The organism is Serpentinimonas barnesii (genome assembly GCF_000696225.1).
Taxonomy (GTDB): Bacteria; Pseudomonadota; Gammaproteobacteria; order Burkholderiales; family Burkholderiaceae_C; genus Serpentinimonas; species Serpentinimonas barnesii.
This window is the reverse complement of record NZ_BAWN01000024.1, coordinates 50,753-75,886: the sequence shown is the minus strand read 5'-3', so window position 1 is coordinate 75,886 and position 25,134 is coordinate 50,753. Positions and strand designations below refer to the sequence as shown.

25 protein-coding genes are annotated in these 25,134 nt (G+C 66.7%); 19 read left to right on the top strand and 6 right to left on the bottom strand.

Going from position 1 to position 25,134, the window contains the following annotated elements; translation table 11 throughout:
- Window positions 1–55 precede the first annotated feature (55 nt).
- The 4 genes from minE to SRAH_RS08065 form a co-directional block, all read right to left on the bottom strand.
- Window positions 56–319, bottom strand: coding sequence for a cell division topological specificity factor MinE (minE, locus tag SRAH_RS08080; protein WP_029462839.1), 264 nt, complete (start codon window positions 317–319; stop codon window positions 56–58).
- 5 nt (window positions 320–324) lie between these two features.
- Window positions 325–1,137, bottom strand: coding sequence for a septum site-determining protein MinD (gene minD / locus SRAH_RS08075; RefSeq protein WP_029462838.1), 813 nt, complete (start codon window positions 1,135–1,137; stop codon window positions 325–327).
- A 33-nt stretch (window positions 1,138–1,170) separates the two neighbouring features.
- A complete protein-coding gene (gene minC, locus SRAH_RS08070) occupies window positions 1,171–1,923 on the bottom strand; it encodes a septum site-determining protein MinC (RefSeq protein ID WP_029462837.1) in 753 nt (250 codons plus the stop codon).
- A gap of 337 nt (window positions 1,924–2,260) precedes the next feature.
- Window positions 2,261–2,488, bottom strand: coding sequence for a heavy-metal-associated domain-containing protein (locus tag SRAH_RS08065; protein WP_045476749.1), 228 nt, complete (start codon window positions 2,486–2,488; stop codon window positions 2,261–2,263).
- Window positions 2,489–2,543: 55 nt separating this feature from the next.
- Between SRAH_RS08065 and SRAH_RS08060 the strand changes: the two genes are divergently transcribed.
- The 4 genes from SRAH_RS08060 to SRAH_RS08045 all read left to right on the top strand — a co-directional run bounded on the left by SRAH_RS08060 (window position 2,544) and on the right by SRAH_RS08045 (window position 8,690).
- Window positions 2,544–5,081 carry a heavy metal translocating P-type ATPase gene (locus SRAH_RS08060; RefSeq protein WP_045476748.1) on the top strand — a complete coding sequence of 846 codons (2,538 nt, stop codon included), beginning with the start codon at window positions 2,544–2,546 and terminating at the stop codon, window positions 5,079–5,081.
- A 9-nt stretch (window positions 5,082–5,090) separates the two neighbouring features.
- Entirely contained in the window at window positions 5,091–6,341 is a 1,251-nt protein-coding gene (locus SRAH_RS08055) for a YbfB/YjiJ family MFS transporter (RefSeq protein ID WP_045476741.1), read from the top strand.
- 75 nt (window positions 6,342–6,416) lie between these two features.
- Window positions 6,417–7,358, top strand: coding sequence for an agmatinase (speB, locus tag SRAH_RS08050; protein WP_029462833.1), 942 nt, complete (start codon window positions 6,417–6,419; stop codon window positions 7,356–7,358).
- A gap of 12 nt (window positions 7,359–7,370) precedes the next feature.
- On the top strand, window positions 7,371–8,690 hold the full coding sequence (locus tag SRAH_RS08045; protein WP_082210129.1) for an NAD(P)/FAD-dependent oxidoreductase: 1,320 nt from the start codon (window positions 7,371–7,373) through the stop codon (window positions 8,688–8,690).
- Between the two features lie 70 nt (window positions 8,691–8,760).
- On the opposite strand, the gene SRAH_RS08040 is transcribed toward SRAH_RS08045, so the two are convergent.
- The gene (locus SRAH_RS08040) at window positions 8,761–9,060 is read right to left on the bottom strand and encodes a BrnA antitoxin family protein (RefSeq protein WP_029462831.1); all 300 of its coding nucleotides are present in this window, start codon (window positions 9,058–9,060) and stop codon (window positions 8,761–8,763) included.
- Entirely contained in the window at window positions 9,044–9,313 is a 270-nt protein-coding gene (locus SRAH_RS08035; RefSeq protein WP_029462830.1) for a BrnT family toxin, read from the bottom strand. Before SRAH_RS08035 ends, SRAH_RS08040 begins: the two co-directional genes overlap by 17 nt.
- A gap of 174 nt (window positions 9,314–9,487) precedes the next feature.
- Between SRAH_RS08035 and SRAH_RS08030 the strand changes: the two genes are divergently transcribed.
- The 15 genes from SRAH_RS08030 to SRAH_RS07965 all read left to right on the top strand — a co-directional run bounded on the left by SRAH_RS08030 (window position 9,488) and on the right by SRAH_RS07965 (window position 25,127).
- Window positions 9,488–10,276 (top strand): gamma-glutamyl-gamma-aminobutyrate hydrolase family protein, encoded by a 789-nt coding sequence (locus SRAH_RS08030; RefSeq protein WP_029462829.1) that lies wholly within the window; start codon window positions 9,488–9,490, stop codon window positions 10,274–10,276.
- Window positions 10,273–11,640, top strand: a complete 1,368-nt coding sequence (locus SRAH_RS08025; RefSeq protein ID WP_029462828.1) for a glutamine synthetase family protein — start codon at window positions 10,273–10,275, stop codon at window positions 11,638–11,640. The genes SRAH_RS08030 and SRAH_RS08025 overlap by 4 nt, the downstream gene beginning before the upstream one ends.
- Window positions 11,641–11,673: 33 nt before the next feature.
- Window positions 11,674–13,095 (top strand): aspartate aminotransferase family protein, encoded by a 1,422-nt coding sequence (locus SRAH_RS08020; protein ID WP_045476737.1) that lies wholly within the window; start codon window positions 11,674–11,676, stop codon window positions 13,093–13,095.
- A gap of 130 nt (window positions 13,096–13,225) precedes the next feature.
- Window positions 13,226–14,362: an extracellular solute-binding protein gene (locus tag SRAH_RS08015; RefSeq protein WP_029462826.1), complete on the top strand. Its 1,137-nt coding sequence runs from the start codon at window positions 13,226–13,228 to the stop codon at window positions 14,360–14,362.
- Between the two features lie 104 nt (window positions 14,363–14,466).
- Complete coding sequence (locus tag SRAH_RS08010; RefSeq protein ID WP_029462825.1) at window positions 14,467–15,570, top strand: ABC transporter ATP-binding protein; 1,104 nt, start codon at window positions 14,467–14,469, stop codon at window positions 15,568–15,570.
- A gap of 48 nt (window positions 15,571–15,618) precedes the next feature.
- A complete protein-coding gene (locus SRAH_RS08005) occupies window positions 15,619–16,515 on the top strand; it encodes an ABC transporter permease (RefSeq protein WP_045476773.1) in 897 nt (298 codons plus the stop codon).
- 19 nt (window positions 16,516–16,534) lie between these two features.
- Complete coding sequence (locus SRAH_RS08000; RefSeq protein WP_029462823.1) at window positions 16,535–17,377, top strand: ABC transporter permease; 843 nt, start codon at window positions 16,535–16,537, stop codon at window positions 17,375–17,377.
- 17 nt (window positions 17,378–17,394) lie between these two features.
- Entirely contained in the window at window positions 17,395–18,879 is a 1,485-nt protein-coding gene (locus SRAH_RS07995; protein WP_029462822.1) for an aldehyde dehydrogenase, read from the top strand.
- On the top strand, window positions 18,876–19,781 hold the full coding sequence (locus tag SRAH_RS07990) for a lysophospholipid acyltransferase family protein (RefSeq protein WP_052369138.1): 906 nt from the start codon (window positions 18,876–18,878) through the stop codon (window positions 19,779–19,781). Before SRAH_RS07995 ends, SRAH_RS07990 begins: the two co-directional genes overlap by 4 nt.
- A gap of 100 nt (window positions 19,782–19,881) precedes the next feature.
- Entirely contained in the window at window positions 19,882–20,070 is a 189-nt protein-coding gene (locus SRAH_RS12070) for a type II toxin-antitoxin system HicA family toxin (protein ID WP_076607008.1), read from the top strand.
- 6 nt (window positions 20,071–20,076) lie between these two features.
- Window positions 20,077–20,289, top strand: a complete 213-nt coding sequence (locus SRAH_RS07985; RefSeq protein ID WP_029462820.1) for a type II toxin-antitoxin system HicB family antitoxin — start codon at window positions 20,077–20,079, stop codon at window positions 20,287–20,289.
- Window positions 20,290–20,361: 72 nt separating this feature from the next.
- Window positions 20,362–22,365, top strand: a complete 2,004-nt coding sequence (mnmG, locus tag SRAH_RS07980; protein WP_029462819.1) for a tRNA uridine-5-carboxymethylaminomethyl(34) synthesis enzyme MnmG — start codon at window positions 20,362–20,364, stop codon at window positions 22,363–22,365.
- Entirely contained in the window at window positions 22,362–23,018 is a 657-nt protein-coding gene (gene rsmG, locus SRAH_RS07975; RefSeq protein ID WP_029462818.1) for a 16S rRNA (guanine(527)-N(7))-methyltransferase RsmG, read from the top strand. Before mnmG ends, rsmG begins: the two co-directional genes overlap by 4 nt.
- A gap of 213 nt (window positions 23,019–23,231) precedes the next feature.
- A complete protein-coding gene (locus SRAH_RS07970; RefSeq protein ID WP_029462817.1) occupies window positions 23,232–24,005 on the top strand; it encodes a ParA family protein in 774 nt (257 codons plus the stop codon).
- Between the two features lie 132 nt (window positions 24,006–24,137).
- Window positions 24,138–25,127, top strand: coding sequence for a ParB/RepB/Spo0J family partition protein (locus tag SRAH_RS07965; protein ID WP_029462816.1), 990 nt, complete (start codon window positions 24,138–24,140; stop codon window positions 25,125–25,127).
- Window positions 25,128–25,134 lie beyond the last annotated feature (7 nt).

Here is a 25,134-nt window from a genome sequence, read left to right as displayed (position 1 = left end):
AGTATAGGGAAGGAATTTGACAAGGCGGCGGCACCGTCATGCGGTGCACCCAAGCTCAGCGCTGCGTTTCGGGCAGCTCGATCTTGACTTCCAGCACGTCGAGGTTTTCTTGGCGCTCCAAGTGGACGCGGATGTCGCCCGGGTTGACGTGCACGTACTTGCTGATGACGGCGATCAGCTCGCGCTGCAACTGCGGCAGGTAGTCGGGTTCGCTGGCGTTGCGCCCGCTGCGCTCGTGCGCCAGGATGATCTGCAGCCGGTCTTTGGCGATCGAAGCCGTCTTCTTTTTTTCGCCCAGCAAAAAGGACAGGAACGACATGGCGCTCACCTTCCGAACAGGCGTTTGAGCAGGCTGGGCTTTTGCGCGTCGATGAAGCGCAGCGGCCGCTCTTGGCCCAGAAAGCGCTCGATCACGTCTTTGTAGGCTTCCGACACCTCGCTGCCTTGCATGTGCACCGCCGGCAGGCCCTGGTTCGACGCTTGCAGCACCGTTTCGCTCTCGGGAATCACGCCGATGAGTGGTATGCGCAAAATATCCTGAATGTCTTGCAGCGAGAGCATCTGCCCCTCTTGCACCCGGTTTGGGTTGTAGCGCGTGATCAGCAAATGCTCTTTGATCGGCTCGCGGCCGTCGATGGCGCGCTGGGTTTTGCTGCTGAGCATGCCCAAGATGCGGTCCGAGTCGCGCACGCTCGAGACCTCGGGGTTGGTCACCACCAGCGCCTCGTCGGCGTAGTGCATGGCCATCAGGGCGCCGGTCTCGATGCCGGCGGGCGAATCGCAAACAATGTAATCAAAACCCATGCCCGCCAGATCGTTGAGCACGCGCGCCACCCCCTCTTGCGACAGCGCGTCTTTGTCGCGCGTCTGGCTGGCCGCCAGCACGTACAAGTTATCGCACTGCTTGTCTTTGATCAGGGCTTGATTGAGGTTGGCCTCTTGCTGGATGACGTTGATGAAGTCGTACACCACGCGCCGCTCGCAACCCATGATCAGGTCGAGGTTGCGCAGGCCCACGTCAAAGTCGATCACCACGGTTTTGTGCCCTTTAAGGGCCAGTCCGGCGGCAAAGCTGGCGCTGGTGGTGGTTTTGCCCACCCCGCCTTTGCCCGAAGTCACCACGACGATTTTGCTCATGTTTGTGTATCTTTCTTGGCCGTATTCTATTTTTTAAACAATGGGTTCGATCAGCAGTCGCTCACCTTGCTCGTTGCGTTGCAGCCGCACCACGGCAGGCTTGCCTTGCACGGTCTGCGGCAGCGGCACCTCACTGGTGCGGTAGGTGCCGGCTATGGCCAGCAGCTCGGCTTCGAGGCAACTGGCAAAAATGCGGGCATTCTCGTTTCCGCGCGCACCGGCGATGGCCTTGCCACGCAGCGGCGCATAGACGTGAATATGGCCATCGGCCACCACCTCGGCACCGGGGTTGACCATGGCTGTGACGATCAGGTCGCGCCCGCGCGCATAGACCTGCTGGCCCGAGCGCAAAGGTCGGTCGATTAGCAGGGCGCTGACCGGGATGGTTTCTGCGGGCGCAGGCGCGGGGCTGGCCGCTGGCGGCTGCGCCTTGCTGAGCACCCGATGTTGCACGGTGTCGGCGGCGTCGTCGGCGCGCGCCAAGCCGGCGGCGGTGGCTTGCATGCGCAGCGCATTCGATCCACCCTTAAAGGCCAAGGGATGCAAATTGGCCTTGCGCAAGAGCTGCAGCAGCGCTGGCAAATCGCAGGCTTGATCAAGGGCTTCGATGGCGCTGAAGTCGAGCAGCAGCGCGTCTTGATCAAAAAACCCCTCGGCGTCGCCATAACGCTGTTGCCAGTCGTGTGCCAGTTGCCTTGTGTCGGCGCTGCGCAGCGCCAAGGCCAGCAGGGGCCATTGGGTGCTTTTGAGTTCGAAACTCGTGGAGGGGTCAGAAGCCGCTGGCATGGACGGTGGGAGGTGGTCAAAGGCAAATCTTAACAGCCCAGCCGCCGCCCCAAGCAGGGCTGTGGCGCGCGTGGCGTCGCTTATGGCATAGGGCTCGGCCTGCTTTGTCCCCTATCTGTCTGAATGTATTTTTAAAACATAGTCGTAGTAGTAGGCCCCACGGATTTCGCTGAACAACCCATTTTTTTGTTTATTTTCAATTCATTGGCGGTTTTTTTAGGTGTGCACAGTGGGGCTGTTGTAAACCTTGCGGCGCGGAACAAGTGGCCCTAATCGGCTGGGCCTGTGGATAAGCCCCGACTTGTGCCAGATCTATCCACACCCTTGTGCCATGGATTTAAGCCGTTTCGGCATCGCTTGCGCTGTCATTGAGCTCGGGGTAGCCCGCTTCGGTCAGCGCGGCCGCCAGCGCGGGGCGGCTGCAGGTGCTGCGCACGCTCACGCGGCCACTGCTGCGCTCGATCTGCACCTCGGCCTGCGCATCGAGGCGGCGGATGGCTTGGCGCACGGCCCCTTCGCAATGGCCGCAAGTCATGCCCTGAACGGTGAAGTGTTGTGTGTCCATCTGGAATTCCTTTTTGGTTAAAGTCGCTAGTATGAAACGATTGCTGGAACCTTGAGTGAACCCTGCTGCACTGCCACCCGAGACCGACTTCAAAATCGTGGGCATGACCTGCGCCTCCTGCGTGGCGCGGGTTGAGCGCGCCTTGGCCAAGGTGCCCGGTGTGCAGCAGGTGAGCGTGAACCTAGCCACCGAAACGGTGCGCGTGCGCGCGGCCGCACCCGCGCCGGGCGAGCCGAGCCAAGCCGAATCGGTGGCTGCAGCGGCGATGGGAACGGATGAGCCCGCGCTCTGGCAAGCGCGGCTGCACCGCGCGGTGCGCGACGCCGGTTACGAACCCGTGCCACTGGAACAGGCGGCAGAGTCCGACCCCGCACTGGATCGACTCTGGGGCGTGCGGCGCGATTTCTGGCCGGTGTTGCTGGCCATTTTGCTCACGCTGCCGCTGGCGCTGCCCATGGTGGGCAAGCTCTGGGGCCAGCACTGGATGCTGGGGCCGCTGTGGCAGTTTGTGCTCGCCACACCGGTGCAGTTCGTGCTTGGGGCGCGTTTTTACCGCGCTGGTTGGTATGCGCTGCGCGCGGGCAGCGGCAATATGGAATTGCTGGTGGCCATCGGCACCACGGCGGCTTGGGGCATGAGCACCTGGCTGTGGTGGCGCGCCGAGCCGGGCACCCTGGTGCCGCTGTACTACGAGGCGGCGGCGGTGATCATCACCCTGGTGCTGCTGGGCAAGTGGCTGGAGGCGCGCGCCAAGCGCCAAACCACCAGCGCCATCCGCGCCCTGCAGGCGCTGCGCCCCGAAGTCGCGCACCTGCTGCCCGACGGGGTGCTGCGCGAGCAGTTGCAGGATGTGCCGGTGGCCGAACTGCTGCCCGGCGATCGGCTGCTGGTGCGCCCGGGCGAGCGCCTGCCCGCCGACGGCGTGATCGAGCAAGGGCAGACGCAGATCGACGAATCCTTGCTCACCGGCGAGCCGCTGCCGGTGCTGCGCCAGGTGGGCGACACCGTGACGGGCGGCAGCCTGAACGGCGACGGCGCCATCGAGTTGCGCGTGACGGCGCTGGGCACGCAGTCGGTGCTGCAGCGCATCATCGCGCTGGTGCAAGACGCGCAGGCGGTCAAGCCGCCGGTGCAGCGCCAGGTGGACCGGGTGGCGGCGGTGTTCGTGCCGGTGGTGCTGCTGATTGCGCTGGCCACTTTTGCGCTCTGGTGGGGTTGGCAGCAGGCGCCGTTCGAGCAGGCGTTGCTGGCGGCGGTGGCGGTGCTGGTGATCGCCTGCCCCTGTGCGCTCGGGCTGGCCACGCCCACGGCGATCATGGCCGGCACCGGGGTGGCGGCGCAGCACGGAATTTTGATCAAAGACCCGGAGGCGCTGGAAAGCGCGCGCCGCGTGGACACGGTGGCCTTCGACAAAACCGGCACTTTAACCCTAGGCCAGCCGGTGTTGGCGCACCTGCTGCCAGCCGATGGCGTGGATGAGGCGGCGGCCTTGCAGGCGGCGGCGGCCTTGCAGCGCCACAGCGAGCACCCGCTGGCGCGGGCGGTGTTGCAGGCGGAGCAAGCGCAGCGGGCACGGCAGGTGCCCACAGCGGGATCGGCAGGAGATGTGGCCAGTGAACGGGCGATTGGAGCCCCTACCGAATTGCAAGCCAGCGCCGTGCAGGCGGTGCCGGGGCGCGGCTGCCACGGCGTGGTGCAGGGCGCGCCGCTTTATTTGGGCAGTTGGGACTGGCTGCAGGGGCTCGGGGTGGACCTGCAGCGCTGGCAGGCGCAGGCCGAAGATTGGGCGGGCCAAGGTTGCAGCGTCTCGGTGCTGGCCTTGCGTGTGGGCGATCGCCTTGACCCCATTGAGCCTGCACCTAATGCAATGGAAACACCGGGCCGTGCCGTCCTCGCAGAGCAAGCGCCACAGCCAGCACAGCAGATAGAAGCGGGCTCTCCAGCCAGCACCGAGCCACAGCAGGCCGCAGCGGGCCTGCACCGCATGGCGGGCGCATGGCAGCCGCTGGCCCTGTTGGCTTTTGCCGACCAGCCCAAGCCCGGTTCCGCCCAAGCCATCACCGAATTGCGCGCCTTGGGTTTGCAGGTGCTGATGATTTCGGGCGACAACCAGCGCGCCGCCGAGGCCATGGCGCGCCGCTTGGGCCTCAAGCCCGAGGCGGGCGAGGTGCGCGCTCAGGTGCTGCCGGGCGACAAGGCGCGGCTGGTGGGCGAACTCAAGGCGCAAGGGCGGGTGGTGGCGATGGTGGGCGACGGCGTGAACGATGCCCCGGCGCTGGCCGCCGCCGATGTGGGGCTGGCCATGAGCCACGCCCAAGGCGGCTCCGACGTGGCGCTGCATGCGGCTGGCATCACCCTGATGCGCGGCGATCCGCTGCTGGTGGCGGCGGCACTCGATATTTCGCGCCGCACGGTGCGAAAAATTCGGCAAAACCTGTTTTGGGCCTTTGTTTACAACACCGTCGGCATTCCGCTGGCGGCGCTGGGCTTGCTCAGCCCGGTGCTGGCCGGGGCGGCGATGGCGCTCAGCTCGGTGAGCGTGGTGGGCAACGCCTTGCTGCTCAAACGCTGGCGGCCGCCGGGGCCGCGCTGATAGGCCCCTATGGCCGAACCCAGTGCGCTCCGGTCTCCCCTGCCGCCTTGGTGGCACGGCGTGCTGCTGGCGCTGTGGCTCTCGCTGGCGGCGGCGGTGGCGCTGGGCATCACGCGCTTTGCTTATGGGCTGTTGCTGCCGCCCATGCGCGCCGACCTCGGCTGGACCTATGCGCTGGCCGGTGCCATGAACACCTTCAACGCCATCGGCTACCTGATCGGCGCCCTCAGCGCCCCCTGGCTGCTGCGCCGCTATGGCGCTGGGCCGCTGCTGTTGGCTGGGGCGCTGCTGGCCAGCGTGTTCATGGCCAGCAGCGGGTTTTTTAGCGCCAGCGCGCCGCTGCTGGCGCAGCGGCTGGCGGCGGGCGTGTTCAGCGCCTGGGTGTTTGTGGCGGGGGGCCTGCTGGCCGCGCGCCTGGGTACGGTTTGGCCGACGCACAGCGGCTGGTTGCTCGGCCTGTACTACGGCGGCGTGGGCTGGGGCATCGTGCTGTCGGCGCTGGCGGTGCCGCCCACGCTGGCTTGGGCCGCCAGCGTGGCGCATGGCTGGGCTTGGGCTTGGTGGATGCTGGCGCTGGTCTGTGTGCTGACCACGGCCTCGCTGTGGTGGTTGCTGCGGGCGCTGCGTGGGCTCGGCTTGGAAGTCGATGCCGCCGCGCCCGGCAGCGCAGCGGGGGCGGGGCACAGCCATGCCTTGGGCTGGGGCACGATGGTGCAACACTTTGGCTGGGCGCTGGCCGCCTACACCCTGTTTGGCCTGGGCTACATCGGCTACATGACGTTCGTGATTGCGCTGCTGCACGAACAGGGGCACGCCACCCAAGCGATCACGCTCTTTTACACTCTGCTGGGGCTGGGGGTGGTGGCCTCGGCGCGGCTGTGGGCGGGTTGGTTGGACCGTTTTCGCGGGGGCCAGGCGCTGGCGCGCCTGAACGCCCTGCTCGGCCTGGCCACGCTGGTGCCCGCGCTCACGGCGGCCTGGCCGGCCTTGCTGGCCTCGGGGCTGTTGTTCGGGGCGGTTTTTTTGTCGGTGGTGGCCTCTACCACGGCGCTGGTGCGCCACAATTTGCCGGCGGCGCAGTGGGCCAGCGGCATCAGCGCCTTCACCATCGTGTTTGCAGCCGGGCAGATCGTCGGGCCCACGGCGGTGGGCTGGATCGCCGACGGCCCGGGCGGATTGGAGCGCGGCCTGTTCTACTCGGCGCTGGCGCTGTGGCTGGGCAGCGCGCTGGCCTGGAGGCAGCGTGCGCTGGTGCGCTGATGCGGCCCAACCCGCGCTTAACCCACAGCCAAGCCGCGCTCAAAGCACTAAACTCAGCCCATCGCAGGAGCCCCCATGGCCATTGGAGACTTTGCCTACGCCAACAACAGCAACCGCTTTCTGGGCTGCGCGCCGCTGGCCGAACAGCCCTTTGCGCTGGTCGGCGTGCCTTTCGATGGCGCGGTCAGCAACCGGCCCGGGGCGCGCTTTGGCCCGCAAGCCATCCGCGCCGCCAGCCTGATGCTGTGCGACGGCGAGCACCCGCACTTCAACCTCAGCCCCACGGCCTACCTGGGCGACGCGCTCGACATGCGCCTGCCCAATACCGCGCCGCTGCCAGTCTTGCAGGCCCATATCGAGCAGCAGGCGCAGGCCCTGATGCGGCGGCACCGCTGCGCCTTTTTGGGCGGCGACCACTCCATCACCCTGCCGCTGCTGCGCGCCGCCCAGCGCGTTTATGGCCAGGGCGAGCCGCTGGCGCTGCTGCATTTCGACGCCCACTGCGACACCTGGAGCGACCACTGCGGCGAGCCCTCGGGCCACGGCACCTGGACTTACGAGGCGCTGCAGCAGGGGCTGGCCAGCCCGGCGCATACGGTTCAGGTGGGGCTGCGCTCCAGCGGGGCGCGCGCCGCGCGCGAGTACGTGCGCGATCAGGGCGGGCTCATTTACACCGCACGCGCCTTGCGCGGCCTTGACGGCGCAGCGCTGCAACCGCTGCTGCGCGAAATCCGCCAGCGCATCGGCGCGCGCCCCTGCTACCTGACGATCGACATCGACTGCCTCGACCCCGCCTTTGCCCCCGGCACCGGCACCCCCGAGCCCGGCGGCCTGAGCAGCTCGCAGGTGCTGACCTTCGTCGAGGAGCTGGCCGACCTGAACTGGGTTGGGATGGACTGCGTGGAAGTGGCCCCGGCCTACGACCACGCCGAACTCAGCAGCAGCGCCGCCGCCACCCTGGTCTGGACCTGGCTCTCCGGCCAAGTGGCGCTCGGGCGCACCCACCCACCCCGTTAAAGCGAGGCTGCCGTGTTCAAGCCCGACGTGCTGCACAGCGACACCCTGCTCAACCAGCGCAGCTACTACGAGGCCTCGGTGCAGCGCGCGCCGCCGCATCCGCCGCTGCAGGGCGAGCAACGCGCCGATGTGCTGGTGGTGGGCGGTGGGCTGGCCGGTTTGAGCGCGGCGCTGGAGCTGGCCGAGCGCGGTTTGCAGGTCTGTGTGCTGGAGGCGCAGCGCATCGGCTGGGGGGCCAGCGGGCGCAATGGCGGCCAGGCCTTGGTGGGCTATGCCTGCGGTCAAGGGCCGCTGGAGCAGCAGCTAGGCCGTGCCGATGCGCGCCGACTCTGGGATTGGACGCTGGAGGGCATCGAGCTGATCGGGCAGCGCATCGCCCAGCACCGCATCGCCTGCGACTGGCAGCGCGGCTACCTGACCGTGGCCGACACGCCGCGCCAAGCCAAGCGCCTGCTGGCCGATATGGAGCAACAGCAGCGCGACTATGGCTTGGCCTGCGAGCTGGCGACAGGCCCCGAGGTGCGCCGCTACATCGACAGCCCGCGCTACCACGCCGCCGCCTTTGAGGCTATCAGCGGGCACCTGCACCCGCTCAAATACACCCTGGGGCTGGCGCAGGCGGCGCAGCAGGCCGGGGTGGCGCTGCACGAGCACAGCCCCGTGCTGCGCCTGAGCCAAACCGCTGCCGGCGTGACGGCGCACTGCGCCCAAGGCCAGGTCACGGCGCAGCACGCGCTGCTGGCTGGCAACTGCCTGCTGCCCGAATACGCCCCGGCGCTGGCCCCGGCCTTGGGGCGGCGCATCATGCCGGTGGGCACCTACTTGATTGCTACCGCGCCAGTGGCCCCCGCCTTGAGCCGGCGCCTGATCCCCAGCGCCGCGGCGGTGTGCGACAACAACCTGGTGCTGGACTACTTTCGCTTCAGCGCCGAACACAGGCTGCTGTTTGGCGGCCGCGTCAGCTACAGCACCCGCACCCCGCAAAATTTGCAGGCGCTCATGCGCCAGCGCATGCTGGCGGTGTTCCCCGATCTGGCGCAGGTGCCGGTCGAATACCTTTGGGGCGGCTTTGTGGATATCAGCATGAACCGGGCCCCGGATTTTGGCCGCATCTCGCCACAAGTTTATTATTTGCAAGGCTTTAGCGGGCATGGCGTGGTGCTGGCCGGGCTCGCCGGGCGGCTGGTGGCCGAGGCCATCAGCGGCCAAGCCGGGCGCTTCGATGTGTATGCGCGGCTGCGACACCACCCCTTTCCCGGCGGGCCCAGGCTGCGCACGCCGCTGCTGGCGCTGGGCATGGCCTGGCAGCGCCTGCGCGAGGCGTTGGGTTGAGTGAAATCAGCCTGTCGCTCCAGCCAAATTCTGTGACTTGTCCGGGGGCAGGCGGTTGCGACCCACAGGGTCACGCGCCACCGGACTGTCGCGTGACGTACTGGCGCAGCACACCATCCATTCGCGACTGCCAACCTTCGCCGGTTGACTTGAAATAGGCCAAGACCTCGGGGCTGTAACGCACCGACACCAGCAATTTTTTGTTTTCAGATTTTGGACGTCCACGCAAGGCGCGCATGGGAACCATGGCCTCCAGTTGCTTGGGCGTGAGGGGTTGCGCGTCCGGGTCGCTTCTGGCCGCCGCAGTAATGGCTTTGTCCTCTTCTGCGCTAGGCATGAGGATGCTTGGACGCTTAGAGATTTTCGACATAGTGCTTCACCTCGCGACGATTGGCGCGGCGCAGGCTGATGACCCTTCGCACCTCGCCCCGGTTTACAAACGCCACGCAGTACAGAATTTCGGTTCGCGCAGCGAGAGCAATCATGCGCGACTCGCCGTATTCGTACCGTTCATCCACCCACACCAGCGCGGTTTCCCAATCGAGATCGCTGGCTAGGGATAAAGACACACCGTGCTTGAGTTGGTTTGCCGCGTCTTTGGCCGGATCGAACTCGATCATCATGCTTTCATTGTAGCTACATAAAATGCGTGCGTCAAACGCTTGCTTTCCCACCCAGCCCCAGCCATAATCTCCCGCAAGGCCGCAGCGTTCCAAGGTGCCAGCACCCGGTTCCACAGCAGCTAAACTGCGGCTCCATGCGGGCGCGCTTTGCCGCCCGTCGCAGCCGCTCACCCGATGCACAAATTCCCCGCACCCCTTCCCTTGGTCTGGCTGCCGGCCGACCACCGCCTGCTGGGCGCGCAGGCCATGCCCTATTTGCTGCTGGGCGACAAGTACGCCCGCGCCGTCAAGCTGGGGGCGCAGGCGCAGCCGGCGCTGTTCCCGCTGGCCGAGGCCGCGCAGATAGAGGACTTGCTTGCGCTGGTCGATGGCGTGCTGCTCACCGGCTCGCCCTCCAACGTCCACCCGGCGCATTTCGACGAAGAAGTGCACGACCCCGCCCTGCCGCTGGACCCGGCGCGCGACGCGCTCACGCTGGCGCTGGTGCGCGCCTGCCTGGCGCAAGGGGTGCCCCTGCTGGGCATTTGCCGGGGTTTTCAGGAAATCAACGTCGCGCTTGGCGGCAGCCTGCACCAGACCGTGCACGCGGTGCCGGGGCTGATGGACCACCGCGACCCCGAGGGCCTGCCGCTGGAGCAGCAGTACGGCCCCAGCCACCCGGTGCGCTTGGCCCCCGGTTCGGCGCTGGCGCAGTGGGCGGGTGCCGAGCAGGCCATGGTCAACTCGCTGCACGGGCAGGGCATCGGCCGCCTGGCCCCCAGCTTGCGGCCGCTGGCCTGGGCCGAAGACGGGCTGGTGGAGGCCTTCGAGGTGCAGGGCGCGACCGAGTTTGCTTATGCCGTGCAGTGGCACCCCGAGTGGCGCTGCCAAGAAAACCCCTTTTACGCCGCCACCTTTGCGGCCTTTGGCGAGGCGCTGCGCAGGCGCCAGCAGCACCGCCAGACCCATCGGAGAACGACATGAAAAGCAATCCACCGCAGAGCTTCAACGAACTGGAACAGTGGCTGAACCAGCGCCGCGTGACCGAAATCGAATGCCTGGTGCCCGACCTCACCGGGGTGGCGCGCGGCAAAATCTTGCCACGCGGCAAATTCACCGAAGACCGCGGCATGCGCTTGCCGCAGGCCGTGGTGGCCATGGGCGTGACGGGTGAATTCCCCGAAAGCGGCCCCTACTACGACGTGATCGACCCCACCGACCGCGACATGCAGTTGCGCCCCGACCCCTCCACGGTGCGCATCGTGCCTTGGGCCACCGACCCGACCGCGCAAGTCATCCACGACTGCTTCGACCACGCTGGCAAGCGCGTGCCCTTTGCCCCGCGCAGCGTGTTGCGCCATGTGTGCAATCTGTACGAGGAAATGGGCCTGTCGCCCGTGGTGGCGCCCGAGCTGGAGTTCTACCTCACGGCGCGCAACACCGACCCCAACACCCTGCTCAAGCCGCCGATCGGCCGCAGCGGCCGCGCCGAAACCTCGCGCCAGGCCTACAGCATCGACGCCGTGAACGAGTTCGACCCCCTGTTCGAGGAAATCTACGACTACTGCGACCAGATGGAGCTCAACGTCGATACCCTGATCCACGAAGTCGGGGCCGGGCAGATGGAGATCAACTTCTTCCACGGCGCCCCGCTTGATCTGGCCGACGAGGTGTTTTTCTTCAAGCGCACGGTGCGCGAGGCGGCGCTGCGCCACGACATGTACGCCACCTTCATGGCCAAACCCATCGCTGGCGAACCCGGCAGCGCCATGCACGTACACCAGAGCATCGTCGAGCAAGAAAGCGGGCGCAACCTGTTTAGCCAGATCGACGGCACGCCCAGCGAGGCCTTCTACCACTACATCGGCGGCTTGCAGCGCTACATTCCGCCCGCGATGGCGCTGGTGGCGCCCTACGTGAACAGCTACCGGCGCCTGTCGCGCCACACCGCCGCACCCATCAACATCGAGTGGGGGCACGACAACCGCACCGTCGGCATCCGCTCGCCGATTTCGGTGCCGCAGTCGCGGCGGCTGGAAAACCGCGTCATCGGCGCCGACGCCAACCCCTACGTGGCCTTGGCCATGACCCTGGCCTGTGGCTACTTGGGCCTGAAAAACAAAATCCAACCCAAGCCCGAAATGAAGTCCGACGCCTACCTCTCGGCCTACGCGCTGCCGCGCACCCTGGGCGAGGCGCTGGACTGGCTGCGCCGCGAAACCGATCTGCACGAGGTGCTGGGGCGCGAGTTCATCACCATCTACACCGAGATCAAGGAACTCGAGTACGAGGAGTTCATGAAAGTGATTTCGCCCTGGGAGCGCGAGCACCTGCTGTTGCACGTTTGAGCCCCTATCGGCTTGAACCAGCCAGGAATCCTTATGCACACCGCCCAGCCCCAGCCTCTGCCCGATCGCCAGCCCCTCACCGCCGAGCTGCAAGCGCTCGACGCCGCGCACTACCTGCACCCCTTCACCGACCACCAGGCGCTGGCGGCCAAGGGCGCGCGCGTGATCACGCACGGCGAGGGCATCTACATCTGGGACAGCGAAGGCCAGCGCCTGCTCGACGCCATGAGTGGGCTCTGGTGCGTCAACGTGGGCTACGGGCGGCGCGAACTGGCCGACGCCGCGCACGCCCAGATGCTCAAGCTGCCCTACTACAACAGCTTTTTCCAGACCACGCACGAGCCGGCGGTGCGGCTGGCGGCGCGCTTGGCCGAGCTGGCCCCGCCGGTCGATGGGCGGCGCTTCGAGCACGTGTTTTACGCCAGCTCCGGCTCCGAGGCCAACGACACCAACCTGCGCTTGGTGCGCCGCTACTGGGATTTGCTCGGCCAGCCGCAGCGCAAGACCGTGATCAGCCGCCACAACGCCTACCACGGCTCCACGGTGGCGGCGGCCTCGCTCAGCGGCATGGGCGCCATGCACGCCCAGGGCGATTTGCCCATCCCCGGCATCGTACACATCGAGCAGCCGCATTTCGCCCAGCACGGGCTGCCGGGCGAGAGCGCGCACGATTTTGGCCTGCGCGCAGCGCGTTGGCTGGAGCAAAAAATCCTCGAACTCGGGCCCGAGCGCGTGGCCGCCTTCATCGGCGAGCCGGTGCAGGGCGCGGGCGGCGTCATCATCCCCCCGGAAAGCTACTGGCCCGAGGTGCAGCGCATTGTCGAGCGCTACGGCATTTTGCTGATTTCCGACGAAGTGATCTGCGCCTTTGGCCGCCTCGGGCACTGGTTTGCTTACGAAAAGTTCGGCATGCGCCCCGATCTGGTGACCTTTGCCAAGGGCGTGAGCAGCGGCTACGTGCCCCTGGGTGGCACCCTGGTGGGCGAGCGCGTGGCGCGGGTGCTGATCGAGCGCGGCGGCGAGTTCAACCACGGCTACACCTACAGCGGGCACCCGGTGGCGTGCGCGGTGGCGCTGGCCAACCTCGACCTGTTGCAACGCGAAGACCTGCCCGGCCGGGTGCGCAACGACACCGGCCCCTACCTGGCCGAGCGCTTGGCCACGCTCGAAGCGCACCCGCTGGTGGGCCGCGCCGAGAGCTGCGGCCTCGTGGCCGCCCTCACCTTGCAGCGCGACAAGGCGCAAGGTCTGCCCTTCCCCGAGGAGCAAGCGGTGGGCATGCGGTGCCGCGCGCACTGTTTTGGGGGCGGCTTGGTGATGCGGGCCGTGGGCGACCGCATGATCATCGCCCCGCCGCTCATCATCACACGGGCGCAGATCGACGAGCTGATCGGCCTGATCGTGCGCGCGCTGGATGCCACACAAGCGGAACTTCGGGCCCAAGGCGGGTTCTGAGCAGGGTCAAACCCCTGTGCTTCGGGCTAAAATTCAAAGTGGTACGCGGTTTGCTTGGTCTGTAAGGCCAAGCACCCGTGCGCGGCGCCCTCCCCATCCTTTTTTGCTCTTTCCTTGCTGGAGTGAAACCATGTTGAAGACCTTGCTGGCGGCCGCCCTTGCGGCCACTTTTCTGGTGGCTTGTGGGCCGCGCGAGCAGCCCGCCGCGGTGGCCCCGGCCCCGGCGGCCCCGCCGGCCGAGCCCAAGGTGCTCAACATCTACAACTGGCCCGACTACGTCCCCACCGGTCTGATCGAGGCCTTTGAGACCGAAACCGGCATCGACGTCACCTACGACACCTTCGCCTCCAACGAGGTGCTGCATGCGCGCCTGGTGGCGGGCAACACCGGCTACGACATCGTGGTGCCGGGCAGCGTGTTTGCGGCGCAGCAGATCGCGGCCAATTTCTTCCAGCCGCTGGACAAAACCAAAATCCCCAACTTGGCCAATATGGACCCGGCCCTGATGGCCACCCTGACCAAGGCCGACCCGGAAAACCGCCACCTGGTGCCGTGGGCTTGGGGCTTCACCACCGTGGGCATCAACCGCACCCGCCTGGAGCGCGCGCTGGGCAACACCCCCATGCCCGCCAACGCCTGGGAGCTGGTGTTCAACCCCAGATACACCGCGCTGGCGCAGCGCTGCGGCATCGCCTTCCTCGATGCGCCGTCCGAGATCATTCCGCCGGCGCTGCACTTCATCGGGCGCGACGCCTACTCCAACAACGCCGCCGATTACCAGGCCGCGCTCGACATGCTGCTCACGGTGCGCCCGCACATCCGCATCTTCACCTCCACCATGATCGACACCTTCGCGGGCGGCCAGGCTTGCGTGGTGCTGGGCTGGTCCGGTGACATCAACATCGCCGCCAACCGGGCCCGTGAAATGGGCAACACCGACGTGCTCGAAGCCCTGCTGCCCAGCACCGGCGGCCTGATCTTCGTGGACACCATGGCCATCACCCGCGACGCGCGCCACCCCAACAACGCGCACACCTTCATCAATTTCTTCCTGCGCCCAGAAAACGCCGCGCGCATGGCCAACGAGATGAACTTTGCCACCGGCAACCTGGCTGCCATGCCCCAGATCAAGCCCGAGATCGCCAACAACCCCACCATCATGGTGCCAGCCGAGGCCATGGGGCGCATGATCCAGCCGGGTAGCCTGTCCAACGAGGCGCGCGAAGCCATGGCCACCGCCTACAATAGCTTCAAGCAAGGCCGCTGAGCGAGCAGCCCAGAGTTCACCGTTCACACCACTCGCAGGCCGCTGGCACCCCGTTCGGGGTGCGGCGGCCTTCCATCTTGTACAGGGCAGACCGAGGCGCGCACATGCTCCCAGACGCAGGCAAAGAAGGATTTTTGGTCACCGAAAAAGTGGTCAAGCGCTTCGACGAAGCGCTGGCCGTCGATGAGGTGTCGCTCTCGATCGAGCAAGGCGAGATCTTTGCCCTGCTGGGCAGCTCGGGCTGCGGCAAATCGACCCTGCTGCGCATGTTGGCCGGGTTTGAGAAGCCCACTTCGGGCCGCATTTTGCTCGGTGGCCAAGACGTGGCCCAGATGCCGCCCTACGAGCGCCCGATCAACATGATGTTCCAGAGCTACGCGCTGTTTCCGCACCTGGACATCTGGGAAAACGTGGCCTTTGGCTTGAAGCGCGAGGGCTGCCCCAAGGACGAACTCAAGCGCCGCGTGGGCGAGATGCTCGACCTGGTGCAGTTGGGCGACTACGCCCGGCGCAAGCCACACCAGCTCTCGGGTGGGCAACAGCAGCGCGTGGCGCTGGCGCGCAGCCTAGCCAAGCGGCCCAAGCTGCTGCTGCTCGACGAACCGCTGGGGGCGCTGGACAAAAAGCTGCGCGAGCAGACCCAGTTCGAGCTCGTCAACATCATCGAAAAAGTGGGCGTGACCTGCGTCATGGTCACGCACGACCAAGAAGAGGCCATGATCATGGCCCGCCGCATCGCCGTCATGAGCAAGGGCCGGGTGCTGCAAGTCGGGGCCCCGCAAGACATTTACGAATTTCCCGTGAACCGCTTCGTGGCCGATTTCATCGGCAACGTGAACCTGTTCGATGGCCACCTGAGCGTGGATGAGATCGACCACTGCGCGGTGCAGACCGCCATCGGTGAGATCCAGGTCGGGCACGGCGTGAGCGGCTCGCTGAACATGCCGGTGGCGGTGGCGGTGCGGCCCGAGAAAATCGAAATCTCCAAAACCCGACCGAGCGGGGTGGAGTGCAACTTGTTTAGCGGTCGGGTCAAGGAAATCGCCTACTTTGGCTCCTACAACAGCTTTCTGGTGCAGGCCAGCAACGGCCAGAAAATCAAGATCACCGAGCCCAACACCTCGCGCCACGACCTGACCGACATCACCTGGGAAGACGAAGTCTTTTTCTGGTGGAGCAACCGCGCCGGCGTGGTGCTGCGCGACTGATCGCCGTTTCAGAAGCGAACCATCGTGGCCAAGCCCTTTCAACTGTCCATGCCCGGCCGCCGTTTTGTTATCGGCGTGCCCTATGTCTGGCTGCTGATCTTTTTCTTTTTGCCTTTTTTGATATTGCTGTATATCAGCTTTGTCGATATGGGCAACGAGATTCACCCCTTCCAGCCGCTCTGGGACGCCGAGCAAGGCGTGCTGCTGCTCAAGTTCGAGAACTACTGGAGCATTTTCCGCACCGGCCCCGACGGCGCGCTGTTCCAGACCCTGTACGTCGAATCCTATTTGCGCTCGATCGTCTATGCGCTCATCACGGCGCTGCTGTGCCTGGTGATAGGCTACCCCTTTGCTTACTTCATCGCCCGCAGCGCGCCCGAAACCCGGCTGATTCTGCTGATGATGCTGATGCTGCCGTTCTGGACCTCGTTCATGCTGCGCGTCTTTGCCTGGAAGGGCATTTTGAGCGATTTTGGCGTGCTGAACCAGTTTTTGATGTGGGTGGGCGTAAGCGAGGAGCCGCTGCGCCTGCTCTACACCGATTTTTCCATGTTGATCGGCATGGTCTATGTCTATCTGCCCTTCATGGTGTTGCCGCTCTACGCCAATCTGGTGAAAATGGATTTTCGCCTGCTGGAAGCGGCCTACGACCTCGGGGCCTCGCCCTTCAAGGCCTTTTGGCTGATCACGGTGCCGCTGTCCAAGCCCGGCATCATTGCCGGCATGATGCTGGTCTTCATCCCCTCGATGGGCGAGTTCGTGGTGCCTTCGCTGCTGGGCGGGGCCGACAACATCATGATCGGGCGCGTGGTCTGGGACGAAATGTTTATTGCCAACAACTGGCCGCGCGCGGCGGCGCTGGCGGTGCTGATGCTGGTGCTGATTCTGGTGCCCATGATGCTCTACTTCCGCTACGGCGTGCGCGATAGCGCCGACGGGCGCTGACACCCAGAGGGCCGCAACCATGAAAAGCAATTGGCTCAACAAGCACCTGGGCAAGGTCTGGCTGGCGCTGGTGTTCCTGTTTTTGTACGCCCCGCTGGCGTTCATGATTCTGTTTTCTTTCAACAGCACGCGCCAGCACGCATCATTTACCGGTTTTTCGCTGCGCTGGTACGAGGCGCTGCTGGCCGATACGCGCATCATCGAAGGCTTCATCGTCTCGCTGCAAGTGGCTTTCGTGACCGGCTTGCTGGCGGCGGTGCTGGGCACCTTTTGCGCCTTCGTGCTGGTGCGCTACCAGCGCTTTTGGGGCCGCACCGTGTTTTCCGGCATGGCCACGGCCCCCATGGTGATGCCCGAGGTCATCATCGGCCTGTCGCTGCTGCTGCTGATGGTGGGGGCGCAAAACGTGTTCGGCGGCCCTGAGCGCGGCCTGATCACCATCGTCATCGGCCACACCCTGCTGGGCATGGCGTTTGCCATGGTGGTGGTGCAGTCGCGCCTGCAAGAGGTGGACCGCAGCATCGAGGAAGCGGCGATGGACCTCGGGGCGCGCCCGCACCAGGTGTTTTTTCTGGTCACGCTGCCCAATATCGCGCCCGCCATCCTGGCGGCATTTCTGCTGGCCTTTACGCTCTCCTTCGACGACGTGGTGATCACCCTGTTCCTCTCCGGCCCTGGGGTGAGCACGCTGCCGCAGGTGATTTTCAACTACGCCGTGCGCGGCATCAACCCGACCATCTACGCCGCCGCCACGCTGCTCATCCTCACCGTGACGCTGTTCGTGCTGAGCTACGCGCTGTGGGTGGCGCGCTCGACGCGCAAGCGCCAGCGCGAGATGGCGCAGGCGCTGCGCGGTGCGTGATGACCCCGGAGAACGCCATGAGCCTGACTGCCGACACCTTGCGCCTCGACGGGCGCGCCTTCATCGCGGGCCAGCGCGTGGCGGCGCGGGACGGGGCCACGTTCAGCAAGACCTCGCCGATAGACGGCCGCGTGCTGCCCGAGGTGGCGCGCTGCGCCGCCGCTGACATAGACGCGGCGGTGGCGGCCGCCCGGGCAGCCTTCGAAGACCGGCGCTGGTCCGGCCAGGCGCCCGCCAAGCGCAAGCGGGTGCTGCTGCGCTGGGCCGAGCTGCTGCTGCAACACGCCGACGAGCTGGCCCTGACCGAAACCCTCGACATGGGCAAGCCGCTGCAATACGCCAAGGGCGTGGATGTGGCCGGGGCCGCCAACTGCCTGCGCTGGTTCGGCGAGGCCACCGACAAGGTCTATGACCAGATCGCGCCCACACCCGCCAATGCGCTGGCCCTGATCCAGCGCGAGCCGGTCGGGGTGGTGGGCGTGATCGTGCCCTGGAACTACCCGCTGCTGATGGCGGTCTGGAAAGTGGCCCCGGCGCTGGCGGCGGGCAACGCGGTGGTGCTCAAGCCCAGCGAAAAATCGCCCTTTAGCGCACTGCGGCTGGCCGAACTCGGTCTGCAAGCGGGCCTGCCGCCTGGGGTGCTCAACGTGGTGCCGGGCTACGGGCCCGAGGCCGGGGCGCCGCTGGCGCTGCACCCCGATGTGGATTGCATCGCCTTCACCGGCAGCACCCGCGTGGGCAAGCAGATCCACATCATGGCTGGGCAGAGCAACCTCAAGCGCGCCTGGACCGAGCTGGGCGGCAAGTCGCCCTTCATCGTCTTTGATGACTGCCCCGACTTGGAGCGTGCGGTGCAGGCGGTGGTGGGCAGCGTGTTCTTCAACTGCGGCCAGAGCTGCAACGCGCCTACCCGGCTGCTGCTGCACCATTCCATCCACGACGCCTTCGTGGCGCGCGCGCTCGAACTGCTGCCGCAGTTCCAACCGGCGCACCCGCTGCTGGAGCAGACGGTGCAGGGCGCGCTGGTGGATGAGGCGCAAACCGAGTCCGTGCTGCGCTACATCGCGGTGGGCCAAAGCGAGGGCGCGCAGTTGCTCGCCGGTGGCCAGCGCGTGCACCCGGTGCCGGGCGGCTGCTACCTGCAACCCACGGTATTTGGCGGTGTTCGCAGCCACATGCGCATTGCGCGCGAAGAAATCTTTGGCCCGGTGCTGGCGGTGCTGCCCTTTGCCGATGCCGCCGAAGCGGTGCGGCTGGCCAACGACAGCATCTACGGCCTGCAGGCCTCGGTCTGGAGCCGCGACATCAACCGCGCCCACGGCGTGGCGCGGGCGCTGCGCGCGGGCACCATCCACGTGAACCAGTACGACGAGGACGACATCACCGTGCCCTTTGGCGGCTACAAGCAAAGTGGCATGGGGCGCGACAAATCGCTGCACGCCTTCGACAAATACACCGAGCTCAAAACCACTTGGCTGCGCATCGACAGCCCGTTGGCTTGAGCCCGGCGCCCGCCGTGCCGACTGCTGAACCCAGCACCCCGCCGCCGCCTGGCCCGCTCTGGCTGCGTGCGCTGGCGCATCTGCCGCTGCCGCTGTGGCGCGCGCTCGGGGCGCTGCTGGGGTTGCTGTTGCTGTTGCTGGCCAAGCGCCGGCGCCAGATCGCCCGGCGCAACCTGCAACTGTGTTTCCCTGAGGCCACGCCGTGGCAGCGGCGGCGCTGGCTCTGGCAGGCCTTCAGGCACCTGGCGCAATCGGCGCTGGACCGGGTCTGGCTCTGGCACGGCAGCGCGGCGCTGGTGCGCCAGCGGGTGCGGCTCGACGACCCGCAGCAGGTGCTGCAGCGCCCCGGCCCGATGGTGTATTTTGCGCCGCACTTCAGCGGGCTCGACGCCTGCTGGACGCGCATCACGCTCGAAGTCGAACGCCCTTGGATCACGGTCTATTCGCCGCAAAAGCGGCCCTGGCTGGAGCGCTGGGTCAACCAGGGGCGCGCACGCTTCGGTGCGCCGCGCCTGGTCTCGCGCCGCGAAAGCATACGCCCGGTGCTGCGCGGCCTGCACGAGGGGGCCGCCTTGATGCTGTTGCCCGATATGGATTTGGGCGCGCACAACGCCGTGTTCGTGCCCTTCTTTGGCGTGCCGGCCGCCACCGTGACGGCGCTGTCGCGCTACGCCAGCGCCGCCCAGGCCCCCGTGGCCAGCCTGTTCTGCCGCATGACGCCCAGCGGCTACAGTCTCGAAGTCTCGCCGTTGTGGGCCGATTTCCCCAGTGGCAACGACGCCGCCGACGCGCAGCGCATGAACGCCACGCTCGAAACGGCCGTGCGCCAGACCCCGGGCCAGTACCACTGGCTGCACCGGCGCTTCAAGAGCCGCCCGCCGGGGCAGGCGTCGGTGTATTGAGGTCTGGATGCCGCTTGGGTGGGGCATGCGGCACCCGTGATGGTCCAAGGGTGTCGCGCGCCTATCGCCCTGCACTTTGCCATTGTGGTATCTTTCCCCCATGAAGGTCAGTGAGGTTCTGAGATTGCTCCAAGCGGGTGGCTGGCGTCTGGTTGCGACTCGTGGAAGCCATCGCCAATACAAGCATGCCAGCAAGCCCGGCCGCGTCACTGTTCCCGGCAAACCCAGCGATGAGCTGGCACCCGGCACCCTGAACAGCATTCAAAAGCAGGCCGGTTTGAAATTGTGAGGACGTATGCGCTATGCCATCGTGATTGAAAAGGCCGCAGCCAACTACTCGGCTTATGTTCCCGATTTACCGGGTTGCGTTGCCACGGGCACAACCGTCGCCGAAGTCGAAGCCGAGCTGCGCGAAGCCATCGTCTTTCACCTCGAAGGCTTGCGCGAAGACGGATTGACCATTCCAGAGGGTGCCAGCCAGGTTGAATACATCGAGGTTCTTGCGTAGCGGGTCAACGACCTAAAATCGCCCCTTGCGCCGCCCCTTTGCGGCCGCGCGTGTAGGCAAGGCGGACATGGCATGTGGTACCCGGAAGAATTTGATGTGATCGTGGTCGGCGGTGGGCACGCCGGGACCGAGGCCGCCTTGGCGGCGGCGCGCATGGGCTGCGCCACCCTGCTGCTGACGCACAACATCGAGACCCTGGGCCAGATGAGCTGCAACCCCAGCATCGGCGGCATCGGCAAGGGGCATTTGGTGCGCGAAGTCGATGCGCTCGGCGGGGCCATGGCGCTGGCCACCGACGCTTCGGGAATCCAGTTTCGCATCCTCAACTCCAGCAAGGGGCCGGCGGTGCGCGCCACCCGGGCCCAGGCCGACCGGCTGCTGTACAAGGCGGCGATCCGCCAACGGCTGGAAAACCAGCCCAACCTAACGCTGTTCCAGCAGGCGGTCGATGACCTGCTGCTCGACGCCGACGCCAGCGGCGCGCGCGTGGCCGGGGCGGTGACGCAGACCGGTATCCGCTTTCGCGCCCGCGCCGTGGTGCTCACGGCCGGCACCTTTCTGGACGGCAAAATCCACATCGGCCTAGAAAACCACCCAGGTGGCCGCGCCGGCGATGCGCCGGCGCAGCGCCTGTCGGCCCGGCTCAAAGAGCTGCAACTGCCGCAGGGGCGGCTCAAGACCGGCACCCCGCCGCGGCTGGACGGGCGCAGCATCGACTTTTCCCGCTGCACCGAGCAGCCCGGCGACGGCATGCCGGGCGGGGCCAATGCCGAGCGGCCGCTGCCGGTGTTTAGCTTCATGGGCAATCCGGCCATGCACCCGGCCCAGTTGCCGTGCTGGATCACGCACACCAACGAGCGCACGCACGACATCATCCGCTCCGGCTTCGACCGCAGCCCGATGTACACCGGCCAGATCGAGGGCGTGGGGCCGCGCTACTGCCCGAGCGTGGAAGACAAGATCAAGCGCTTTGCCGGCAAAGACAGCCACCAGATTTTTCTGGAGCCCGAGGGCCTGACCACGCACGAGTTCTACCCCAACGGCATATCCACCAGCCTGCCCTTCGACATCCAGCTCGCGCTGGTGCGCAGCATCCCTGGGCTGGAGCGGGCGCACATCCTGCGCCCCGGCTATGCGATCGAGTACGACTACTTCGACCCGCGCGCGCTGCGCAGCAGCTTCGAGACGCGCCAGATCGGCGGCCTGTTTTTTGCCGGGCAGATCAATGGCACCACCGGCTACGAAGAAGCGGCGGCGCAGGGCCTGTATGCGGGCCTCAACGCCGCCTTGCAGGTGCGCGGGCAAGCAGCCTGGCTGCCGGGGCGCGACCAGGCTTATCTGGGCGTGCTGGTGGATGATTTGGTCACCCAGGGCGTGAGCGAGCCCTACCGCATGTTCACCAGCCGGGCCGAGTACCGGCTGCAACTGCGCGAAGACAACGCCGACCTGCGCCTGACCGAAATCGGGCGCCGGCTTGGCCTGGTGGATGAGGCGCGCTGGAGCGCGTTTTGCCGCAAGCGCGACGCGCTGGCACGCGAGACCGAGCGCCTCAAGTCCACTTGGGTGAACCCGCGCACGCTCTCGCAGCCCGAGGCCGAGCGCGTGCTGGGCAAGGCGATCGAGCGCGAGTACCCGCTGTTTGAGCTCTTGCGCCGCCCCGGCGTGGGCTACGAGGCGCTGCTGAGCCTGGAAGGCGGGAGCTGGCGGCCGGCGGCTGGCGTGGAGCCGGACGACGCCCGCCCCGTGGTTTCACGTGAAACCTTGGGCGATGGCTACGCAGCCGTGGTGGAGCAGATCGAAATTGCGGCCCAGTACGCGGGCTATATCGAGCGCCAGCGCGACGAGGTCGAGCGCAGCGCCGCCTACGAGAACCTGCGTTTGCCGGCCGACATGGATTACCACCAGGTGGCGGCGCTGAGCATCGAGGTGCGGCAAAAGCTGGCGGCGCAGCGGCCCGAGACGCTGGGCCAGGCGGCGCGCATATCGGGCGTCACGCCGGCGGCGATTTCGCTGCTGCTGATCCACCTCAAGCGCAGCCGCGGGCGGGAATTTGCCCTGCCGGAGCCTGCCCCATGAGCCACCCGCTCGCGGATGGCTTGCGCACGGGCCTGGCCGAATTGCAACTGGACTTGAGCCCGGCGCAGCAGCAGTGCCTGCTCGACTACGCCGATTGGCTGCTCAAATGGAACCGGGTCTATAACCTGAGCGCGCTGCGCCAGCCGCAGCAGGTGCTCACCCACCACCTGCTCGACAGCCTAGCGGTTTGCGCCCCGGTGCAGCGCCAGTTGGCCGCGCTTGGGCTGGCGCAGGCGCCGCGCCTGCTCGATGTGGGTTCGGGCGGCGGCTTGCCGGGTGCGGTGCTGGCGATTGCCAACCCGGCGCTGCAGGTGCGCTGCGTCGATGCCGTGGCCAAGAAGGCGCTGTTCATCAGCCAGGTGGCGGCGGCGCTGCGCCTGCCCAACCTGCAGGGCTTGCACGCGCGTGTGGAGCAGATGGTGCAGCCGCACGATCTGGTGCTCTCGCGTGCCTTTGCCTCGCTGGCCGATTTCACCCGCTTGTCCCGCTCGGCACTGGCGCCGCAAGGGCTGTGGCTGGCGCTCAAGGGCAAGTGGCCGCAGGAGGAAATCGCGGCGCTGCCACCCGAAGTCGAGGTGTTTCACGTGGAACCGATCAGCGTTCCGGGGTTGGACGCCGAGCGCTGCCTGGTCTGGATGCGGCTGCGGGCCTGAGCCTTTGGGCTTGGTTAGGCCGAGGGCCGTACACGCCTGCTGCCCTGCGCACAGCTTGGGGTGGGCGGCTTGCGCGCCCGCCAGCACTGTGCGTGGCCGCGCTGTGGTGCGCCGCGCAAGGCTTACACTCTGCCCCATTGCAAGTCCACAATCCCACCCACTGCGCAGCGCAACGGATCGCAGCGTCTCACCCGCACGCTTCACCCACGTTACATGGCCAAAACCTTCTGTGTCGCCAACCAAAAAGGCGGTGTAGGCAAGACCACCACCGCCGTCAACCTGGCTGCGGGCTTGGCGCAGGTCGGGCAGCGCGTGCTGCTGATCGACCTCGATCCGCAAGGCAACGCCACCATGGGCTCGGGCGTGGACAAGCGCGCGCTGCAGCACACGGTTTACGACGTGCTGCTCGGAGCCACCCCGCTGACGCAGGCCGTGGTGCCGGCCGGGCCCGGTTGCGGCTACCAGGTGCTGGGGGCCAACCGCGAGCTGGCCGGTGCTGAAATCGAGCTGGTCGAGCTGCCGCAGCGCGAGCTGCGCCTGAAAATAGCGCTGGCAGCGGTCGAAGCCGACTACGATTTTGTGCTGATCGACTGCCCACCCGCCCTGAGCCTGCTCACCCTCAACGGCCTGTGCGCGGCGCACGGCGTGGTGGTGCCGATGCAGTGCGAGTATTTTGCGCTCGAAGGCTTGTCGGATTTGGTCAACACCATCAAGCAGGTGCACGCCAACCTGAACCGCGAACTCAAGCTGATCGGGCTGCTGCGCGTCATGTTCGACCCGCGCATCACCTTGCAGCAGCAGGTGAGCGAGCAGTTGAAGGCGCATTTTGGCGACAAGGTGTTCGACAGCGTGATCCCGCGCAACGTGCGCCTGGCCGAAGCCCCCAGCTATGGCCAGCCCGGCGTGGTGTTCGACCCCAGCGCACGCGGCAGCAAGGCCTTTGTCGAATTTGCGCACGAAATGGTGGCGCGCATCGACAAGCTCTGAGCCGATCCAGCCCCCAAGCCACACGCCCGGGCCCGCTTGCCTTTCACACCATTCCAAGATGAATCCCCACCCATCGTTTGCCACCCTCTGCATGGGCCGCTCAAAGGCCCTGGGCGGCCGCAGGACCCTGCCATGCTGAACAAAAAAACCAAGGGATTGGGCCGTGGGCTCGAAGCCTTGCTGGGGCCGCGGCTCGACGAGGGCCACGAGGGCCAAGACCCGGCGCAGCGCGACCTGCCGCACCAGTTGGCGCTGAGCGACCTCGTGCCCGGCACCTACCAGCCGCGCACGCGCATGGACGAAGGCGCGCTGTACGAGCTGGCCGAGAGCATCAAGGCGCAAGGCATCATGCAGCCGATCTTGGTGCGCCGGCTGGCGCAGGACGAAGGCGAGCGCCGCCTAGCCGCCTGGCAGGCGCAGCAGGGGCAAGCGCAGGCCGTGCGCGGCGCGCGTCCGGTGTATGAAATCATCGCGGGCGAGCGGCGCTTTCGAGCGGCTGCGCTGGCCGGTCTGGATACGGTTCCGGTGCTGGTGCGCGACGTGCCCGACGAGGCGGCCGCCGCCATGGCGCTGATCGAAAACATCCAGCGCGAAGACCTGAATCCGCTGGAAGAAGCGCAGGGCCTGCAGCGGCTGCTGCACGAATTTGGCCTCACGCACGAGCAGGCGGCGCAGGCCGTGGGGCGCTCGCGCAGCGCCACCAGCAACCTGCTGCGCCTGCTCAACCTGGCCGAGCCGGTGCAGGGGCTGCTGCTGGCCGGTGACATCGACATGGGGCACGCACGCGCTCTGCTGGGCTTGCAAGGGGCGGCGCAGATCACGGCGGCGCACCAGATCAGCGCCAAGGCGCTTTCGGTGCGCGAGGCCGAGCGGCTGGTGAAAAAGCTCTCAGCCGAGTTTCGCCTCACCCCACCAGCGCCAGCCCCAGAAAAGCCGCGCGATCTGGTGCGGCTGGAGCAGGAGCTGTCGGACCACTTCACCGCCCGGGTCGAGCTGCGGCTAAAAAGCCGCAGCCCGCGCAAGGGGCGCGGCGGCAGCCACCCCGAGCAGGGCGAGCTGGTGATAGGCTTTGCCTCAATCGACGAGCTCAATGGCCTGATCGAGCGCCTGCGCGCGGCCTGAGCGCAGA

Excerpts from the sequence above, each read along its gene's own strand:
- minE (WP_029462839.1), bottom strand. The coding sequence starts at position 319 with ATGTCGTTCCTGTCCTTTTTGCTGGGCGAAAAAAAGAAGACGGCTTCG.
- minD (WP_029462838.1), bottom strand. The coding sequence starts at position 1,137 with ATGAGCAAAATCGTCGTGGTGACTTCGGGCAAAGGCGGGGTGGGCAAA.
- minC (WP_029462837.1), bottom strand. The coding sequence starts at position 1,923 with ATGCCAGCGGCTTCTGACCCCTCCACGAGTTTCGAACTCAAAAGCACC.
- SRAH_RS08065 (WP_045476749.1), bottom strand. The coding sequence starts at position 2,488 with ATGGACACACAACACTTCACCGTTCAGGGCATGACTTGCGGCCATTGC.
- SRAH_RS08055 (WP_045476741.1), top strand. The coding sequence starts at position 5,091 with ATGGCCGAACCCAGTGCGCTCCGGTCTCCCCTGCCGCCTTGGTGGCAC.
- speB (WP_029462833.1), top strand. The coding sequence starts at position 6,417 with ATGGCCATTGGAGACTTTGCCTACGCCAACAACAGCAACCGCTTTCTG.
- SRAH_RS08040 (WP_029462831.1), bottom strand. The coding sequence starts at position 9,060 with ATGTCGAAAATCTCTAAGCGTCCAAGCATCCTCATGCCTAGCGCAGAA.
- SRAH_RS08035 (WP_029462830.1), bottom strand. The coding sequence starts at position 9,313 with ATGATGATCGAGTTCGATCCGGCCAAAGACGCGGCAAACCAACTCAAG.
- SRAH_RS08030 (WP_029462829.1), top strand. The coding sequence starts at position 9,488 with ATGCACAAATTCCCCGCACCCCTTCCCTTGGTCTGGCTGCCGGCCGAC.
- SRAH_RS08025 (WP_029462828.1), top strand. The coding sequence starts at position 10,273 with ATGAAAAGCAATCCACCGCAGAGCTTCAACGAACTGGAACAGTGGCTG.
- SRAH_RS08020 (WP_045476737.1), top strand. The coding sequence starts at position 11,674 with ATGCACACCGCCCAGCCCCAGCCTCTGCCCGATCGCCAGCCCCTCACC.
- SRAH_RS08015 (WP_029462826.1), top strand. The coding sequence starts at position 13,226 with ATGTTGAAGACCTTGCTGGCGGCCGCCCTTGCGGCCACTTTTCTGGTG.
- SRAH_RS08010 (WP_029462825.1), top strand. The coding sequence starts at position 14,467 with ATGCTCCCAGACGCAGGCAAAGAAGGATTTTTGGTCACCGAAAAAGTG.
- SRAH_RS08005 (WP_045476773.1), top strand. The coding sequence starts at position 15,619 with ATGCCCGGCCGCCGTTTTGTTATCGGCGTGCCCTATGTCTGGCTGCTG.
- SRAH_RS08000 (WP_029462823.1), top strand. The coding sequence starts at position 16,535 with ATGAAAAGCAATTGGCTCAACAAGCACCTGGGCAAGGTCTGGCTGGCG.
- SRAH_RS07995 (WP_029462822.1), top strand. The coding sequence starts at position 17,395 with ATGAGCCTGACTGCCGACACCTTGCGCCTCGACGGGCGCGCCTTCATC.
- SRAH_RS12070 (WP_076607008.1), top strand. The coding sequence starts at position 19,882 with ATGAAGGTCAGTGAGGTTCTGAGATTGCTCCAAGCGGGTGGCTGGCGT.
- SRAH_RS07985 (WP_029462820.1), top strand. The coding sequence starts at position 20,077 with ATGCGCTATGCCATCGTGATTGAAAAGGCCGCAGCCAACTACTCGGCT.
- mnmG (WP_029462819.1), top strand. The coding sequence starts at position 20,362 with ATGTGGTACCCGGAAGAATTTGATGTGATCGTGGTCGGCGGTGGGCAC.
- rsmG (WP_029462818.1), top strand. The coding sequence starts at position 22,362 with ATGAGCCACCCGCTCGCGGATGGCTTGCGCACGGGCCTGGCCGAATTG.
- SRAH_RS07970 (WP_029462817.1), top strand. The coding sequence starts at position 23,232 with ATGGCCAAAACCTTCTGTGTCGCCAACCAAAAAGGCGGTGTAGGCAAG.
- SRAH_RS07965 (WP_029462816.1), top strand. The coding sequence starts at position 24,138 with ATGCTGAACAAAAAAACCAAGGGATTGGGCCGTGGGCTCGAAGCCTTG.